The sequence below is a fragment of the Saccharothrix coeruleofusca genome (genome assembly GCF_017876325.1).
GTDB classification, from domain to species: Bacteria; Actinomycetota; Actinomycetes; order Mycobacteriales; family Pseudonocardiaceae; genus Actinosynnema; species Actinosynnema coeruleofuscum.
Genome location: NZ_JAGINV010000001.1, coordinates 4,288,291 through 4,302,910, shown reverse-complemented (window position 1 = coordinate 4,302,910; position 14,620 = coordinate 4,288,291). Strand labels below are relative to the sequence as shown.

Genomic DNA, 14,620 nt, shown 5'->3' with positions numbered 1-14,620 from the left:
GAGGCCCCGCCGCGCACCGCTCGCGCGGCTCACCGTCTTCGCCCCGCCGCCAGCAGCGCCGCCGCCACGACGGCGCACCCCGCGGCCGTGGCACCCCGCCAGAGGGCCCGGTCGAAGAGCACCACCAGCCCGTTGCACAGGGCCAGCGCGAGGAAGACGGCGGCCAGCGCCACCAACGGTTTCGACCACTGACGGGACGTGCCGCGCGATGTCATGACCTGAACAGCGTTCGGATTGGCCCGGCTGTTACGCGACGCCGCGGTTCACCGCCCGAAGGGGCGCGGCCGATGGGTCGGGCGGGCACGCCGCTGCCAGGGGAGTCGCGGGGGAGTCGTCGTTGAAGCCCGCCCAGTGGCCGACCCGGAACACCCCCGGCCCGGTCGAGCCGCCCAGCGCGATGCGCCTGTCCCGCACCGCGCGCACGGTCAGCTCGGCCTGCCGGTCCAGCAGCCCGTCGATCCGGGTGTCGTCGAGTCCGTCGATCTCCTCCCAGAAGGTCAGCACGCGGTTGACGTAGAGCGCCACCAGGTGGTCGCGCGCCTGCTCGAACCGGCCGCCCGCCAGCGCCGCCAGCGCGTCGGCCAGGACGTGCGGCCACTGCTCGGTGGTCACCCGCAGCCCCCACGGCGCGGCGGTGAGCCCGTCCGCGGCGGGGAACAGCGCCCGCACGTCATCGCGGTGCGCATCCAGGTACCGCGCCACCGAGGCGGACACCCGCGAGACCACCGCCGGGTCCTGAGGGGCCGCCGCACCGTCCACCGCCGCCCGCGAGCGCACCGCGCCCGGTCGTGACGGGCGCACGCAGTCGGTGCGCAGCACGACGTGGAACAGCGAGTCCAGCACCTGCTGCGGCAACCGCAGGATCTTCGGGAACGGGGAGTTGTGCAGCTTGCGCCCCAGCGGTACCTCCACCACGCGCATCCGCTCGCGCAGCGCGTTGGCGGTCAGCCACACGTCGATGCCGTAGAGGTAGGCGCTCGCGGGCCGCGGCCAGGTCCGGGCCCGCTCCAGGAACGCCCGGTTGAAGGCGAACTCGCCACCGATGGGCTGCTGCAGGTGCACCCCGAACACCGCCGCCAGCAGCGGGCTGGCCAGGTGGTTGGTGGTGTTGGCCTCGAAGCGGTTGCGCCGGTAGACGGGCACCGCCAGCGTCGGCCGCTCGTCGTCGACCGCCCCGGCCAGCCTGCCCACCCACTCCGGTTCGGCGGAGCGCACGTCCGCGTCGAGCAGCAGCACCCGGTCCGCGCCCAGCTCCAGCGCGCGGTCGATGATCGCGAAGACGTTGGTGCCCTTGCCGGTTCCCTCGCCGCCGCTGCGCGCCACGACCTTGCGGGCGCGCAGCGGCGTCTCCGTGAACCGGTCCACGGTGCCGTCGGTGCTGCCGTTGTCGGCCAGCACGACCGCGTTGCTCCCGCCGGGGAAGGCCAGCCGCAGGCCGGCGTCGGCGGCCTCGGCCACCGCGCCGACCGTGCGCGCCTCGTCACGGGCCGGGATGCCCACGACCGTGACTGCGTTGTTCCGGTTCGCCATACCCCCGAATGCTTGGTGGCCGGAGTTACGGAACTACGGCATTCGGGTAACAGCTCACCTGGGCCTGGCCCTGGGGCCGCTGCGGGCCAGCGGACGCGGCTGGTGCCGGGTCCGCACCACGGGGGCGTGCTGCGGCGTGTAGTCGTAGCGGGCACCCTCGTAGCGGGTCTCCTCGTGGCGGACTTCCTCGTAGCGGGACCGTTCGGGACGCGGCTGCTCGCGGGGCGGGATCGGCAGCGGCTGCGAGTCCTGCTGCTGCCGGGGCAGCCGGGGTTCCTCGCCCCGCCCCGGATCACCTCGTCCAGGATCACTTCGCCCCGGAGCACCGCCGCTGTCGGCCAGTTCGCCCCTGGCGGGGGCGATCCGGGTCGCCTCCGGCTCGGGCCCGGCCAGGTGCTGCGGCACCCGGCGCTGCCGCTCCGGACCGCCCACCACCTTGTTCTGCCGCCACAGCTCCGGCGACAGCTTGATCATCGCGGTGGGCGCGTCCAGGCCCACCATGCCCACCAGCCTGCCCTCGTTGACGAAGCCGGTGATGGTGCGGTGGTCCTTGCTGGAGCGCGCCAGCGTGGTGGTGTCCTTGCCGAGGGCGGGGATGCCCGACCCCTGGATGCGCATCCCGTACTGCTCGGTCCAGAACCTCGGAACGGGGGTGAACGGCCGCGAATTCTCCCTGCCCGCCAACAGGTTCTCCGCGGCCGCCCGCCCCATTTCCACCGCGTTGAGCCAGTGCTCGACCCGACGCGGTTGTCCTCCGAACCTCAGGTTGGGCCAGCGCGCGACATCGCCCGCGGCCACGATGTCGGTCGCCCCGACCGCGTGGCAGGTCGCGTCGCACAGCAGCCCGTCCTCCAGCACCAGCCCCGAGCCGCGCAGCCAGGCCACCGACGGGGAGGCGCCCACCGCGATCACCACGACCGCGGCGAAGAACACCTGCCCGTCGGACAGGTGGATGGCCACCCCGCCCGGCTGGCGCACCCAGTGCCGGATCTTCACGCCCATCGCCATCCGCACGCCCCGCGCCCGGTGCGCCTCGGTGACGGTGTCGCCGATCTGCTTGCCGCACGCGCCGCCCAGCAGCGTCGACGAGCGGCTGACGATGGCCACGTCGCGGCCCATCATCTTCACCGACGCGGCCATCTCGCAGCCGATCAGGCCGCCGCCGATCACCACCACCAGGCCCTGCGTGGAGTTGATCGCGTTCTTGATGCCGATCGCGTCGTCGACCGTGCGCAGCACGTGGATGCGCGGGTCCTGCCGCGGCGCGCCCGCGAGGTGGCGCGGCTCGACCCCGGTCGCGATGATCAGCCCGTCGTACTTGAGCTCCTCGCCGCCGGGCAGCCCCACCACGTGCCGGTCCGGCTCCAGGTGGGTGGCCGCGGTGCCCAGCCGCCACACCGCGTTGAGCTCGCGGCTGATGGTCAGCCGCAGGTCGCTGGCGTGCAGCTCGCCGTTGATGGCCTCCTTGGACAGCGCGGGCCGGTGGTAGGGCAGGTGCCGCTCCGCGCTGACGATCACGATCTCGCCCTGGTAGCCCAGCTCCCGCAGCCGCTCCCCGGACCGCAGCCCTGCCAGCCCGCCGCCCGCGATCACGATCCGCTCCTCGTTCTTCACCGCACTCGCTCCCGCAGTTCGATCGCGCGCATCGGGCACGCGCGGGCGGCAGCGCGCGCCTTCGCGAACTGCTCCGGTGGGGGCCTGCGGTCGTAGCGCAGGCGCTCGTCGTCGACCAGCTGGAAGATGCCGGGCGCCTCGGCCTGGCAGATGCCGTAGCGGTGGCAGCGCTCGTTGTCGACGCTGACGTCCAGCGCGCTGCCGCCCGCGCCGTCGGGCTCGGGCTCGAAGCCCGGCTCCGGCTCCAGCATGCCGAGCTTGACCAGCACGTCGGGCGGCAGGAAGCGGGCGAGGGCGATGGTCACCGTGGGGATCAGGATGGTCAGGCCCGCCAGCCACAGCACGGCCAGGTTGCCGTTGGCGATGGCGCCGAACCAGGAGTGGATGACGGTGATGGTGACCGCCGGGTAGGCCAGCTGGTGCAGCCGCAGCCACTTGCGGTAGTAGATCTTCTTGCGCAGGCCCGCGGTGAACGCGATCACCAGCATGATCTCCAGGCCGATGATGCCCAGCGCGTGCCGGAACAGGCCGCCGGTGGCGAACGGCACGGTGATCTTGACGAAGCTGAAGGCGTTGACCTGCAGGATGGTGAACGCGAAGGCGTGCAGCGAGCCGAAGGCCAGCGCCAGCGTCGCCAGCACCATGTGGCTGTTGCGCAGCCCTTGCCTGCCGGTGAACTTGTTCGCCCAGCCGGTGGCGATCATGACGCCCCAGCACAGGGTGGCGCACATGGCCGCGTAGGCCAGACGTGCCGAGATCTGCGCCACGTGGCGCACTCCGGCGTCGTGGCCGTCGCCCGCCGCCTGGGCGACGAGCAGCGGAACCTGGGTGAGCACGGTTTTCGACCTCCGAGATGGCGGGAGAGAACTCGCAGGTGGGGGACGACCCGCCCGGCTGGTCGCGCAGGAGTGGTCACGACCTGCCGGGCGGGAAGGGGTGTGTGACAGTTCCGCGTCGCCGCGGTTGACGTGGTGTGCCCGCTGTGGCCACCACCTCCTTTCACTTCACCGAACCCTTCGGCCGCAGCACGCGCAGCAGGCCGATGGTCACCGCGGCCCCCACCGCGCAGATCAGCAGGACGGTCATCATGTTGGGGCCGCCGGTCGGGACGACCTGGGCAGCGCGCACGGGGTTGGCCGATGCCGCGTCCGGCGCCGCGCCCGCGGCCACCGGTTTGGCCAGCCCCACCTCGGCGGTGACCAGGTTGGTGCTCTCCAGCAGCGTCATGTGCTTGAGCACGATGTTGTTGCCCACCTGGGCGAACTGCCGGATCGCCTCGTTGCGGGTCATCGCCCGGACCTGGGCGATGACCGGGAAGATCGAGCCGTGCGCGGCGCGCAGCCGGTTGGCGAACGAGTCGTCGAACGCCGCGCCGGTGGCGCTGCGCATCTCGGCCATCCACGACTGCTGGTCGGCGTTGGGCTCGTCGGGCAGTTCCACGCCCATCTGGTCGGCCAGCCGGAGCACCCGCTGGTCGAGGAACGCGTGGTCGCTGGCCAGCTGCGCGCCGACCTCCTTGACCCGCTGGCTGGCCGCGCGGGTCTGCGCCTCCTCGCCCATGGGCATCTCCCACAGGCCCGCGAGGCGCACCTTGACCAGCAGGTCCTTGTCCATGGCCGTGATCGGGCCCAGCGGCGTCTGCTGGACCGGACCGGCGTCCACCGGGTCGTCGGCGTGGGCCACACCGGTGAGACCGAGCGAGAGCAGCAGGTGCACGGCCAGCACCACCGCCGCGGAACGCTTCGCTGACATGGCTTTCCCAGTCCTAGTAACCGTCGCCAGTGGACCCCTGCGCGGGCGCCGCGCCGTCCTCCGCCTGGGCCTTCTTGCCCTCCGGGGTGACGGCGAACCACGTGCCGCCCTTGCCCTGCCCGGTCAGGTCTCCCGCCTTCTTGTCCCCCGTGTACCGGTACAGCGGCCAACCGGCCAGCGTGACCTGCTTCTTGCCGTCGGCCCTGGTCACCGAGCCCACCATGGTCGGGTCCACACCGGAGGTCATGGTGTGCTCGCCGACCAGCACCGGGGGCCACGACTTGGCGCACTCGCCGTCGCAGTTGGACTTCGGCGGCTTGGCGGTGTCCTTGTCGTACCGGTAGAGCGCGAAACCCCCGGCGTCCGCCACGAACCAGCCGACCTGTGCCGACTCGGTGGCCGACAGCATCTGGTGGGGCTCCTTGCTGAATTCGGCCTGTTGCTGGAGAGTCGTCGTACCGGAGCCGGCGCCCGCCGCGCCGTTCCCGCTGCCCGTGGCTCCCAGGCCGCCCGCGCCGCAGGCGCTGGTCAGCACGAATGCCGCGAGGGCGGGAACGGTGAGCAACGCCTTCCTGGTGCGTCGACTGCGCATGGTTGGTCCTTTCTCCTGCTGGCGGGTTCCGCCGAACGGTCCAGCGACCGGGGGGAACCGGTCGACGCCATTGGGCGGACACCGAGGAGTACGGACACGACCCGGTGACGGTTCACGAACGATTCGACCACTTTTTCTGCGGCCAGACTCTCGACTTGGAACCCGTCGGCGCGCTTGGATACGCGGCGTGGCGCGGCACAGACGCACTCAACAACAAACACAACGCGATCAGCCATGGCCGGACACCGGTCTGGAGGACGAGCTGATCCGCAGGCTCTACCAGGAGTTCGGCAGCGCGCTGCTCGGTCACGCCATGCGGCTGACCGGCAGCGACCGCCAATGGGCAGAGGACATCGTGCAGGAGACGCTGGTCCGGGCGTGGCGCAACGCCGAGAAGCTGGAGCGGGACCCCGTCCTGCTGCGCTCTTGGCTGTTCACCGTGGCCCGGCGGCTGGTCATCGACGACCGCCGCAAGCGCAGCGTCCGACCGCAGGAGTCGGAGTTGACCCCGTCCGACGAGGCGCCGTCGCGGGATGAGGCGGACCGCACGCTGGCCGCGATCGTGGTCGCCGAAGCGCTCAACGGACTGACGGAGGAGCACCGGGAGGCTATTCTCGAGACGTATTTGAGGGATCGGACCGTCGGGGAAGCCGCAGCGGTGCTCGGAGTACCACCGGGCACGGTGAAGTCCAGGGTCTACTACGCTCTTCGCGCCCTGCGGCGGGCGCTGCAGGATCGGGGCTGACACAGGTGAGTTCGCTGCCGAACCACGTCGACGTGGCGGCGTATGTCCTCGGCATCCTCGATGAGGACGAGGTCGACGCCTTCGAGAACCATCTCGCCCAGTGCCGCCGATGTGCGCTCGACTTGCGCGATTTCGCCATGCTGCCCGACCTGCTCGACGAAGCCGACGCCAACGGGATGCTGCGCTCCAACGCGGGCGAGCGACCCGACGGGCGCTCCGTGCGGGCGATGCTGGACACGGTGTCGGAGGACCGCGCGCGCAAGCGCCGGAACCGCGTCCTGCTGGCCGCCGCCGCGGCCGTCCTGCTCGTCGCCGTGACCGCCGTGGTGTCGGTGAACCTCGCTTCTTCCTCTTCGAACACCGTGGCCGCGGGTTCAACCGCGCCCCGGCAGTCCGAAGTGGCCAACAACTCACCCGACGGATCGGGGTCGGTCGCCCGGACCGACCCCGCCACCGGGGTGACCGCCCGGATCAGCGCTTCGCCCGAGCCCTGGGGGACCTCACTGCAGCTGGAGGTCAGGGGGGTCAAGGGGCCGGGGCTGTGCGAGCTGGTCGCCAAGTCCCGCGAGGGCGACGTGCTGACCGTGGCCAGCTGGAAGGCCGCCGGGTCGGGCAGCGGCGACGACCCGGTGCACGTCGTCGGGGGAGTCGGCTTCAAGTGGCACGAGATCTCGGAGTTCTCGGTGCGCTACAACGACGACGGCAAGGTCCTGGTGCGCCTGCCCACCAGTTGACGCGCTAGATCCGGCGCAGTCCCAGCAGGACCCGCTCCATCAGCTCCAGCGACGGGCCGCCGTCGGAGTTGTCGGCGTTCTGGTGGACGTTGATCAGACTCAGGTCCGACATGTCGGCCAGCAGCACGCGCACCACGCCCAGCGGCAGGTGCAGTCGCGCGGCCACCTCGGCCACCGAGTGCGGCAGCCTGCACAGGTCGCTGATGATGCGGTGCTCCGCGGTGGAGGTCAGCGCGTCGCGGGCGGCGCGCTCGTTGGTCGTGACGATCGTTTCGATCGCCAGCGCTGTCGTCGAGCGCGTCCGGCCGCCGGTCCTGGTGTAGGGGCGCACCCGCGGTGTCGACACCGGAGCTCCTCGGCGGTCGGAGTGATCTTCAAGGCCGTTGCCGGTGTTCGACCTTAGAAGTGACCGGGGTGCGCTGTCTGCTGTTGATCCGAAATTCGGCGGGTTTTTCTTTCCGTCGACACGCTGCGTACCAGCGTTGATTCCCAGTGTGATCGAAATTTTCGACATTCATGGGATGATCGGTTGCCGACCGGCTCGGCGACCGGGAGGCCACCCCGCGACGGCAGTCGTCGCGAGGTGACCCGGAGGATCACCCGATGGGTGTCGGATTCACGATCACAGGAACCTCGCAGAACACTGGGGCAGAACACTGGGGGATGTGTTCTGGTGATGAGCTCACCATCGCGGCTTGTGGCCGGGTTCGAAGCTAGCCGGCGCGGGAGCGCTCTCACAACGGTGTTGGGCAAGGCTTGATGTTGACCGTTCAACGGAATGGTTCGTCGAGCGGCGGACCGTCACCGTTCGACACCAGGTGTAACGCCGAAGAGGGGTGGTAACCCGCCGTGGTCAACGGCCGCGCGCCGCAGAGCACGCGGCTCAACCCGAGGGCATCCGGAGGACGGCCATGGTCTCCCAGTCGGTGGACCGGAAGACGGCGGGCAGAGCGGGAGGACGGCTCGGGCGAGCCCTGGGCTGGGTGAGCCTGGGCCTGGGAGTCGCGCAAGTGGCGGCCCCGAACGCGGTGCGGCGGATGAGCGGGGTCGACGACTCGGCCACCTCCCGCGCGGTAGTGCCGCTGGTGGGCGCCCGCGAACTCGTGCACGCCGCCGGGCTGCTGGCGGGCAAGCGGGCAGGCCCGTGGGCGTGGACCCGCGTCGCGGGCGACGCGATGGACCTGACCAGCCTCGCCGTGGCGCTGGCCAACCGACGGGGGCGGCAGCAGGCGCGGCAGCGCAGGCGCCTGGCCGGGGTCACCGGCGCCGTGCTCGGCATCACCGCTCTGGACGTGCTCACCGCGCTCACCTCCCGTGAGCGGGCCGGAGGAGGAACTGTGAACCTGACCGCCACGACGACCGTGCGCAGGCCACCGGGGGAGGTGTACGAGTTCTGGCGGCGCTTGGAGAACCTGCCCACCTTCATGGCGCACCTGGACGACGTGCGCACCACCGGTGAGAGGACCAGCCGCTGGAGCGCCACGGCACCGTTCGGCCGCACCGTCGAGTGGGACGCCGAGATCACCGACGAGGAGCCCGGCGTGCGCATCGGCTGGCGCTCGACCGGCGACGCGGACGTGCCCAACACCGGCAAGGTGTGGTTCGTGCCCGCACCGGACGGCGTGAGCACCGAGGTGCACGTGGTCATCCGCTACGACATGCCCGGCGGGGCCATCGGCAAGGCCGTCGCCCGCTACTTCGGCGAGGAGCCGCACCAGCAGCTCGACGACGACCTGCGCAGGCTCAAGCAGGTCCTGGAGACCGGCGAGGTGGTCCGCTCCGAGGGCGCCCCGTGGGGCAAGCGCGCCCGCCACGAGTTCCCGCAGCGGCCCGCGCAGCCCCTGTCGGCCGAGGAACTGGCGAAGGGAGCCGTGGCATGAGGGCGAACACCTGGGCGGGTCGCAACAAGGTCGAGGTCCGCGACGTGCCCGACCCGACCATCCTCAACAGCCGCGACGCGATCGTGCGGGTCACCTCCACCGCGATCTGCGGCTCGGACCTGCACCTGGTCGACGGCTACGTGCCGACCATGCAGGACGGCGACATCATGGGCCACGAGTTCATGGGCGAAGTGGTCGAGGTCGGCCCCGGCGTCGACCCCGGCAAGCTGCGCGTGGGCGACCGGGTCGTGGTGCCGTTCCCGATCGCCTGCGGCGCCTGCGGGGCGTGCGCGGCGGAGCTGTACTCCTGCTGCGAGAACAGCAACCCCAACGCGGGCATCGCGGAGAAGATGTTCGGCCACCCGGTCGCCGGGATCTTCGGCTACTCCCACCTGACCGGCGGATACGCGGGCGGGCAGGCGCAGTACGCGCGGGTGCCCTTCGCCGACGTCGGCCCGCTCAAGATCGAGTCCGACCTCACCGACGAGCAGGTGCTGTTCCTGTCCGACATCCTGCCCACCGGCTACATGGGCGCCGAGATGTGCGACATCCAGCCCACCGACGTGGTCGCGGTGTGGGGCGCGGGACCGGTGGGGCAGCTGGCCATGGACAGCGCGCGGGCACTGGGCGCCGCGCAGGTCATCGCGATCGACAAGGAGCCCTACCGGCTGGCCATGGCCGAGCGGGCGGGCTACACCACGATCAACTTCGACGAGGTCGACGTCCGGTCCCGGCTGCTGGAGCTCACCGGCGGGCGCGGCCCGGAGAAGTGCATCGACGCCGTCGGCCTGGAGGCCACCCACGGCAGCGCCCACATCAACGCCTACGACCGCGTCAAGCAGGCCGTCCGGTCGGAGACCGAGCGGCCGCACGCCCTGCGCCAGGCGATCCTGTCCTGCCGCAGCGGCGGCGTGGTGTCCGTCATCGGCGTCTACGGCGGCCTGATGGACAAGTTCCCGGCGGGCGCCTGGATGAACCGGTCGCTGACGCTGCGCACCGGTCAGTGCCACGTCCACCGCTACATGAAGCCGCTGCTCGGCCTCATCGAGCGCGGGGAGATCGACCCGACGCGGATCATCACCCACCGCATGTCGCTGGAGGAGGCGCCGCGCGCCTTCGAGATCTTCAAGCACAAGCAGGACGACTGCGAGAAGGTGATCCTCACCCCCTGACGGCGGCCACCCGGCTGGTCAGGCCGCGTGCCGGGTGGGTTGTCGGTGCAGCAGGTTCTGCCGGGGGCGCTGGGCGGGATCGACGTGGCGGGGTGGGATGACGGCGGGCACCCCGTCGACCAGGGTGATGCGCCACTCGGTGTGGTGGACCAGGGTGTGGTGACGGCGGCACAGCAGGACCAGGTTGTCCAGGTCGGTGGGGCCGCCGTCGGCCCAGTGGCGCACGTGGTGGGCGTCGCACCAGGTCGATGGCCGGTGGCAGCCGGGGAAGGCGCAGCCGCCGTGGCGGGCGTGCAGGGCGCGGCGCTGCGCCAGGCTGACGGTGCGCCGGGCGCGGCCGAGGTCGAGCACCTCCGAGCGCCCGCCGAGCACGACCGGGATGACCTTGGCGTCGCAGGCCAGGCGGCGGGCCTGGGCGGCGCTGAGGTGGCGGCCGTCGTCCAGCCGGGCGTGGCCGGTGCCGCGGCGCAGCGCGTCGAAGCCGACCGTGACGCTGATGTGCGGGCGCTCCCCGGCTTCGCTGGGCAGCCTGCCGCTGCCCTCGGCAAGCTCCAGCAGGTCGGCGAACGCCTCCCCCTGCCGCTCGGCGCGGTTGCGCGGTGCGGCCGCACCGCGTTCGGCCGCACCTCGCTCGGCTGCGCCCTGTTCGGCGGCATCCCGTTCGCCCGCCAGGGGCGCGGCCAAGGGGTACAGCAGGGCGGTGAACTTGGCGCCGGTCTCGGCGGACAGCTCGCCCCACAGCTCCAGCCGTCCGCCCGGCAGGTGGCGCAGGTGCAACACGTCGCCGCGGGCGGCGTGCTCGTCCCGTTCGTCGGCTTCGTCCCGCGCGGTGCGGTCGCGGATGTGCTCGGCCAGCAGCCGCACCGCCCGCGGCTCCACCGCGCAGGCGGCGCGGACCAGGATCTCCTGACTGCCCGGAGGCAGTCGCAGCGAAACCGCCCGCGCCAGCTCGGCCAGGTGCTCCTCGCTCAGCTCCGGCCACACCTCTGCGGGGATCGGGTGCGCGGGTTCCAGCGGCTGCCCGGTGGCGCTGAGGGTGCCCAGGAACAGGCGGACCTGCGCCGTCCAGCGCCGCAACCGCGCCCGGTCGACGCGGGTGCTGTGCCGATAGGACTCCAGGTCCAGCCCGCGCCGCAGCACCTCGGCCAGCAGGGCCAGGCGCTGCCCGTGCAGCGCTCGAGCGCGCGTCTCGACCTCGGCGACGGCACTCATCAAGTCGTCGTCGGACAGCAGCGCGGGCGGAGGACTCATGTCCACCACGTTATTCGAACACCTGTTCCCGTCGCATCTACACGATCAGGCGTTCACGGATGGATGACCGGGGCACCGCGCTGTCCACAGTGGTCCCCCTGTCGCGCCCTGGTGTCCTGTTCGAGCACCGCGGACCCTGGTGTCCTGAGAGGATTGCCCGGTGGCTGAGCAGGAGGTGCCCGTCGCCGAGGACGTGGTGACGGAGCAGGACTACGAGAGGTTCGCGCGGCACCGCATCGCCGAACTCGGCGGGGACGCCGAGGCGTTCGGCCTGTCCTACAACGTGCTGCAGCTGGCGTACATGATGATCACCGACTACGAGGCGCTGGTGCACCGCGAGCACGGCTGGACCATGCCCGCGTTCCGGCTGATGTTCAAGCTGTGGATCCTGGGCCCGACCCAGCCCAACCGGTTGGCGGACCTGTCGGGGACCACGCGCTCGGCGATGTCGAACCTGATCAACACGCTGGAGCGGGCGGGCCTGGTGGAGCGCAGCCGCGACGAGCGGGACCGGCGGGTGGTGTTCGTGGCGCTGACCGAGCGCGGGCGCGAGGCGGTGTCGCGGGCGTTCCCCAGGCAGAACGCGCGGGAATCGCGGTGGTTCGAAATCCTCTCGCCGGAGGATCGCGCCCGGATGGTCGACATGATCCGCCGCGTGGTGGCGACCCGGCCGGGGTAGTGGCGGGACGCCTTTCGGACAATGTCGTGCGAAATTCAACGAAATGTTGCGCAGCCGGTTGTTAATGCGTCTCAGGTTTTCTGAGATGTGGTCATCCCAGGGTCGCTGAACCAGCCCCTGTTTCACCAGGTGGACCCCTGGTGCGGACGCTAAACATTTTTCATGCGGATGGCGGAATGGCCGCCGGGGATTGCTGCGATACGTTCGCTTAACCGTCGTCGCATCGCATCGCAGCAGAAAGGCCCCCCATGCTGACCACAGTGGCAGCGGCTGCGCTCGTCATGTCCGCGCTCATTCCCACCGCCCAATCCGAGGCCGTGCCCCCGCCGGACTACGTCACCGTCGATGTGGTGACCGTGAACGGGTCGGGTTGCCCAGCCGGAACGGCCGCGGTGGCTGCTTCCCCCGATCGCACCGCGTTCACCGTCACCTACAGCGCGTTCCTCGCCGAAGCCGGTGAAGGCGCCGCCCCGACGGACTTCCGGAAGAACTGCCAGCTGGCCGTGAAGGTCGGCTACCCGCAGGGCTTCACGTTCGGCGTCGCCCAGGCCGACTACCGCGGCTTCGCGCACCTCCAGGCGGGTGCGACCGGGATGGAGCAGGGCAACTACTACTTCGCGGGCATGTCGCCCACCGGGCGCAAGAGCCATTCCTTCACCGGCCCCTACAGTGACAACTGGCAGGCCACGGACGCGACCGAGTTCGGTTCCATCGTGTACGCCCCCTGCGGCGAGTCCCGATTGGTCAACCTGAACACCGAGCTGCGGGTTTCGAACGGCTCCGCGCAAGGCACCAGCTTCATGGTGATGGATTCCACCGACGGCAGCGTCAGCACCAAGTACCACTTCGCCTGGAAGCGGTGCTAGGAGTTGTCGGCTGCAGTGGAGCACGTTCGACCCCGGAGCAATTCGCCGCCGTTGATCGGTTTTTTGACGAGTCGGAAGGTGTTCGATGCTGAACATTGTGGCCGCCGCCCTGGCGGCGTCGGTGATCGTGATCCCGCCCGGTGGGGCACCCGGCACCACTCCACCGCTGGACCACATCACCATCGAAGTGGTGACCGTCAACGGGTCCGGTTGTCCGGCCGGGACCGCGGCGGTGGCGGTGTCGCCGGACAACAAGGCGTTCACCGTGACCTACAGCGACTTCATGGCGGTGGTGGGCGGTAACGCCGATCCCACCGCGTGGCGCAAGAACTGCCAGCTGAACCTCAAGGTCAACGTCCCGTCGGGCTTCACCTACGGGATCGCCCAGGCCGACTACCGCGGCTTCGGGCACCTCGAGCCGGGTGCCACCGGCATGGAACGGGCGAACTACTACTTCCAGGGTATGTCGCCCACGGCGTACAAGGTGCACAACTACGCCGGGCCGTTCAGCGACGACTGGCAGGCCACGGACACCACCGAGCTCGCCGCGATCGTCTACCACCCCTGCGGCGAGAAGCGCAACTTCAACATCAACACCGAGTTGCGGGTGAGCCTGGGGACCTCCGACCCCAAGACCACCAGTTTCATGTCGATGGACTCGACCGACACCACCATCCAGACCACCTACCACTTCGCATGGAAGACCTGTCCATAGACCCCGTGGTGGGGAGGCCGGCGGGCAGGCAGCCGAGAGGTTGCCTGCCCGCTTATACGCGGTGGGAACGCTAGCGGGCGGCGCGGCCCGCCGCCCTCGCGCAGGCCGCGGCGGCGAGCAGCAGCAGAGCGGCCACGGCCGCCTGCCACCACGCCGACTCGCTCAGCGCCACCGTCACGTTGACCGCTCCCACCAGGGTGAACAGGCAGGCCAGCAGCAGCCACAGCCCGCGTTCGGACTTCAGCCCCCCGCGGACGAGGGACGGCATAGGTGAGTGCGCCATGGCGGGACCTCCAGGGGATGCGACGCAGCAGGACACGTCGAATGCGCGGCGGTTACCCACTGACCGGTCGATTCACACCTGCGCGATCACCTCAGCCGATCGTCACCCCGAACAGCAGCCCCACGTAGTAGGTCACCAGCATGGTGAGCGACCCCACCACGACGTTGCGCCGCACCGCCCGCCCGACCCGGCTCGCCCCGAGCCGGGCGCTGACCACGCCGGTGATCGCCAGACCCGCCAGCACGGCCAGCGCGCACGCCCACACCCGCCACGACGTCGGCGGCAGCACGATCGCCACCAGCGGCACCACCGCCCCCGCGGCGAAGGCCACCAGTGAGGCCCAGGCCGCCTGCCACGGGCTGGTCAGGTTGTCCGGGTCGATCTGCAGCTCGGCCTCGGCGTGGGCGCGCAGCGGGTCCTTCGCGGTCAGCTCGCGCGCCACCTCCTCGGCCAGCTCCGGCGACAACCCCTTGGCCTGGTAGATCTCGGCGAGCTCCCGCTCCTCCTCCTCGGGCATGTCGCGCAGCTCGCGCGCCTCCTGGCGCAGCGCGGCCCGCTCGGTGTCGCGCTGGGTGCTCACCGAGACGTACTCGCCGCCCGCCATGGACAGCGCGCCCGCCACCAGCCCGGCCACCCCCGCGGCGAAGATGGCCGTGCGGTCGGAGGTGGCCCCGGCGACGCCGACCACCAGGCCCGCGGTCGACACGATGCCGTCATTGGCCCCCAGCACCCCGGCGCGCAGCCAGTTGAGCCTGCTGGAGAGGTCGTCCTGGTGGGGTTCGTCGACGTGCACGCCCGTGATCGAAC

17 protein-coding genes are annotated in these 14,620 nt (G+C 71.1%); 7 read left to right on the top strand and 10 right to left on the bottom strand.

The window, feature by feature from the left end:
* Positions 1 to 29: 29 nt before the first annotated feature.
* The 6 genes from JOF41_RS18965 to JOF41_RS18940 form a co-directional block, all read right to left on the bottom strand.
* Complete coding sequence (locus JOF41_RS18965; RefSeq protein WP_209620882.1) at positions 30 to 215, bottom strand: hypothetical protein; 186 nt, start codon at positions 213 to 215, stop codon at positions 30 to 32.
* Between the two features lie 31 nt (positions 216 to 246).
* Complete coding sequence (locus tag JOF41_RS18960; RefSeq protein ID WP_209620880.1) at positions 247 to 1,530, bottom strand: glycosyltransferase family 2 protein; 1,284 nt, start codon at positions 1,528 to 1,530, stop codon at positions 247 to 249.
* A gap of 54 nt (positions 1,531 to 1,584) precedes the next feature.
* Positions 1,585 to 3,144, bottom strand: a complete 1,560-nt coding sequence (locus JOF41_RS38335) for an NAD(P)/FAD-dependent oxidoreductase (protein WP_209620876.1) — start codon at positions 3,142 to 3,144, stop codon at positions 1,585 to 1,587.
* On the bottom strand, positions 3,141 to 3,980 hold the full coding sequence (locus JOF41_RS18950; protein WP_189224938.1) for a ferredoxin: 840 nt from the start codon (positions 3,978 to 3,980) through the stop codon (positions 3,141 to 3,143). Before JOF41_RS18950 ends, JOF41_RS38335 begins: the two co-directional genes overlap by 4 nt.
* A gap of 163 nt (positions 3,981 to 4,143) precedes the next feature.
* Positions 4,144 to 4,896: a DUF4142 domain-containing protein gene (locus JOF41_RS18945; RefSeq protein WP_229795947.1), complete on the bottom strand. Its 753-nt coding sequence runs from the start codon at positions 4,894 to 4,896 to the stop codon at positions 4,144 to 4,146.
* 13 nt (positions 4,897 to 4,909) lie between these two features.
* A complete protein-coding gene (locus JOF41_RS18940) occupies positions 4,910 to 5,488 on the bottom strand; it encodes a hypothetical protein (protein WP_189224939.1) in 579 nt (192 codons plus the stop codon).
* Between the two features lie 187 nt (positions 5,489 to 5,675).
* Here JOF41_RS18940 and JOF41_RS18935 point away from each other — a divergent pair, with 187 nt between their 5' ends.
* Positions 5,676 to 6,233 carry a sigma-70 family RNA polymerase sigma factor gene (locus JOF41_RS18935; protein WP_372448488.1) on the top strand — a complete coding sequence of 186 codons (558 nt, stop codon included), beginning with the start codon at positions 5,676 to 5,678 and terminating at the stop codon, positions 6,231 to 6,233.
* 5 nt (positions 6,234 to 6,238) lie between these two features.
* Positions 6,239 to 6,967 (top strand): anti-sigma factor family protein, encoded by a 729-nt coding sequence (locus JOF41_RS18930; RefSeq protein ID WP_189224940.1) that lies wholly within the window; start codon positions 6,239 to 6,241, stop codon positions 6,965 to 6,967.
* 4 nt (positions 6,968 to 6,971) lie between these two features.
* On the opposite strand, the gene JOF41_RS37860 is transcribed toward JOF41_RS18930, so the two are convergent.
* Positions 6,972 to 7,313 carry a DUF742 domain-containing protein gene (locus tag JOF41_RS37860; protein WP_189224941.1) on the bottom strand — a complete coding sequence of 114 codons (342 nt, stop codon included), beginning with the start codon at positions 7,311 to 7,313 and terminating at the stop codon, positions 6,972 to 6,974.
* Positions 7,314 to 7,878: 565 nt separating this feature from the next.
* Here JOF41_RS37860 and JOF41_RS18920 point away from each other — a divergent pair.
* Together JOF41_RS18920 and JOF41_RS18915 are read left to right on the top strand one after the other, a co-directional pair.
* Positions 7,879 to 8,847 carry an SRPBCC family protein gene (locus JOF41_RS18920; RefSeq protein WP_189224942.1) on the top strand — a complete coding sequence of 323 codons (969 nt, stop codon included), beginning with the start codon at positions 7,879 to 7,881 and terminating at the stop codon, positions 8,845 to 8,847.
* Positions 8,844 to 10,019: a zinc-dependent alcohol dehydrogenase gene (locus tag JOF41_RS18915; protein ID WP_189224943.1), complete on the top strand. Its 1,176-nt coding sequence runs from the start codon at positions 8,844 to 8,846 to the stop codon at positions 10,017 to 10,019. Before JOF41_RS18920 ends, JOF41_RS18915 begins: the two co-directional genes overlap by 4 nt.
* 18 nt (positions 10,020 to 10,037) lie before the next feature.
* On the opposite strand, the gene JOF41_RS18910 is transcribed toward JOF41_RS18915, so the two are convergent.
* Positions 10,038 to 11,270, bottom strand: a complete 1,233-nt coding sequence (locus JOF41_RS18910) for an HNH endonuclease signature motif containing protein (protein WP_209620872.1) — start codon at positions 11,268 to 11,270, stop codon at positions 10,038 to 10,040.
* A 160-nt stretch (positions 11,271 to 11,430) separates the two neighbouring features.
* Here JOF41_RS18910 and JOF41_RS38330 point away from each other — a divergent pair, with 160 nt between their 5' ends.
* From JOF41_RS38330 to JOF41_RS18895, 3 genes are all read left to right on the top strand, one after another.
* A complete protein-coding gene (locus JOF41_RS38330) occupies positions 11,431 to 11,949 on the top strand; it encodes a MarR family winged helix-turn-helix transcriptional regulator (protein WP_189224945.1) in 519 nt (172 codons plus the stop codon).
* Positions 11,950 to 12,197: 248 nt separating this feature from the next.
* The gene (locus tag JOF41_RS18900) at positions 12,198 to 12,815 is read left to right on the top strand and encodes a DUF4360 domain-containing protein (protein ID WP_189224946.1); all 618 of its coding nucleotides are present in this window, start codon (positions 12,198 to 12,200) and stop codon (positions 12,813 to 12,815) included.
* 85 nt (positions 12,816 to 12,900) lie between these two features.
* Positions 12,901 to 13,530 (top strand): DUF4360 domain-containing protein, encoded by a 630-nt coding sequence (locus JOF41_RS18895; RefSeq protein WP_189224947.1) that lies wholly within the window; start codon positions 12,901 to 12,903, stop codon positions 13,528 to 13,530.
* Positions 13,531 to 13,600: 70 nt separating this feature from the next.
* Here JOF41_RS18895 and JOF41_RS18890 read toward each other — a convergent pair whose 3' ends face one another.
* Together JOF41_RS18890 and JOF41_RS18885 are read right to left on the bottom strand one after the other, a co-directional pair.
* The gene (locus tag JOF41_RS18890; RefSeq protein WP_209620870.1) at positions 13,601 to 13,813 is read right to left on the bottom strand and encodes a hypothetical protein; all 213 of its coding nucleotides are present in this window, start codon (positions 13,811 to 13,813) and stop codon (positions 13,601 to 13,603) included.
* Positions 13,814 to 13,904: 91 nt separating this feature from the next.
* Positions 13,905 to 14,606: a VIT1/CCC1 transporter family protein gene (locus tag JOF41_RS18885; RefSeq protein ID WP_229795948.1), complete on the bottom strand. Its 702-nt coding sequence runs from the start codon at positions 14,604 to 14,606 to the stop codon at positions 13,905 to 13,907.
* Positions 14,607 to 14,620 lie beyond the last annotated feature (14 nt).

Coding starts and splice junctions, on each gene's coding strand:
- JOF41_RS18965 (WP_209620882.1), bottom strand. CDS start 215: ATGACATCGCGCGGCACGTCCCGTCAGTGGTCGAAACCGTTGGTGGCG.
- JOF41_RS18960 (WP_209620880.1), bottom strand. CDS start 1,530: ATGGCGAACCGGAACAACGCAGTCACGGTCGTGGGCATCCCGGCCCGT.
- JOF41_RS18945 (WP_229795947.1), bottom strand. CDS start 4,896: ATGTCAGCGAAGCGTTCCGCGGCGGTGGTGCTGGCCGTGCACCTGCTG.
- JOF41_RS18940 (WP_189224939.1), bottom strand. CDS start 5,488: ATGCGCAGTCGACGCACCAGGAAGGCGTTGCTCACCGTTCCCGCCCTC.
- JOF41_RS18920 (WP_189224942.1), top strand. CDS start 7,879: ATGGTCTCCCAGTCGGTGGACCGGAAGACGGCGGGCAGAGCGGGAGGA.
- JOF41_RS18915 (WP_189224943.1), top strand. CDS start 8,844: ATGAGGGCGAACACCTGGGCGGGTCGCAACAAGGTCGAGGTCCGCGAC.
- JOF41_RS18910 (WP_209620872.1), bottom strand. CDS start 11,270: ATGAGTCCTCCGCCCGCGCTGCTGTCCGACGACGACTTGATGAGTGCC.
- JOF41_RS18900 (WP_189224946.1), top strand. CDS start 12,198: ATGCTGACCACAGTGGCAGCGGCTGCGCTCGTCATGTCCGCGCTCATT.
- JOF41_RS18895 (WP_189224947.1), top strand. CDS start 12,901: ATGCTGAACATTGTGGCCGCCGCCCTGGCGGCGTCGGTGATCGTGATC.
- JOF41_RS18890 (WP_209620870.1), bottom strand. CDS start 13,813: ATGGCGCACTCACCTATGCCGTCCCTCGTCCGCGGGGGGCTGAAGTCC.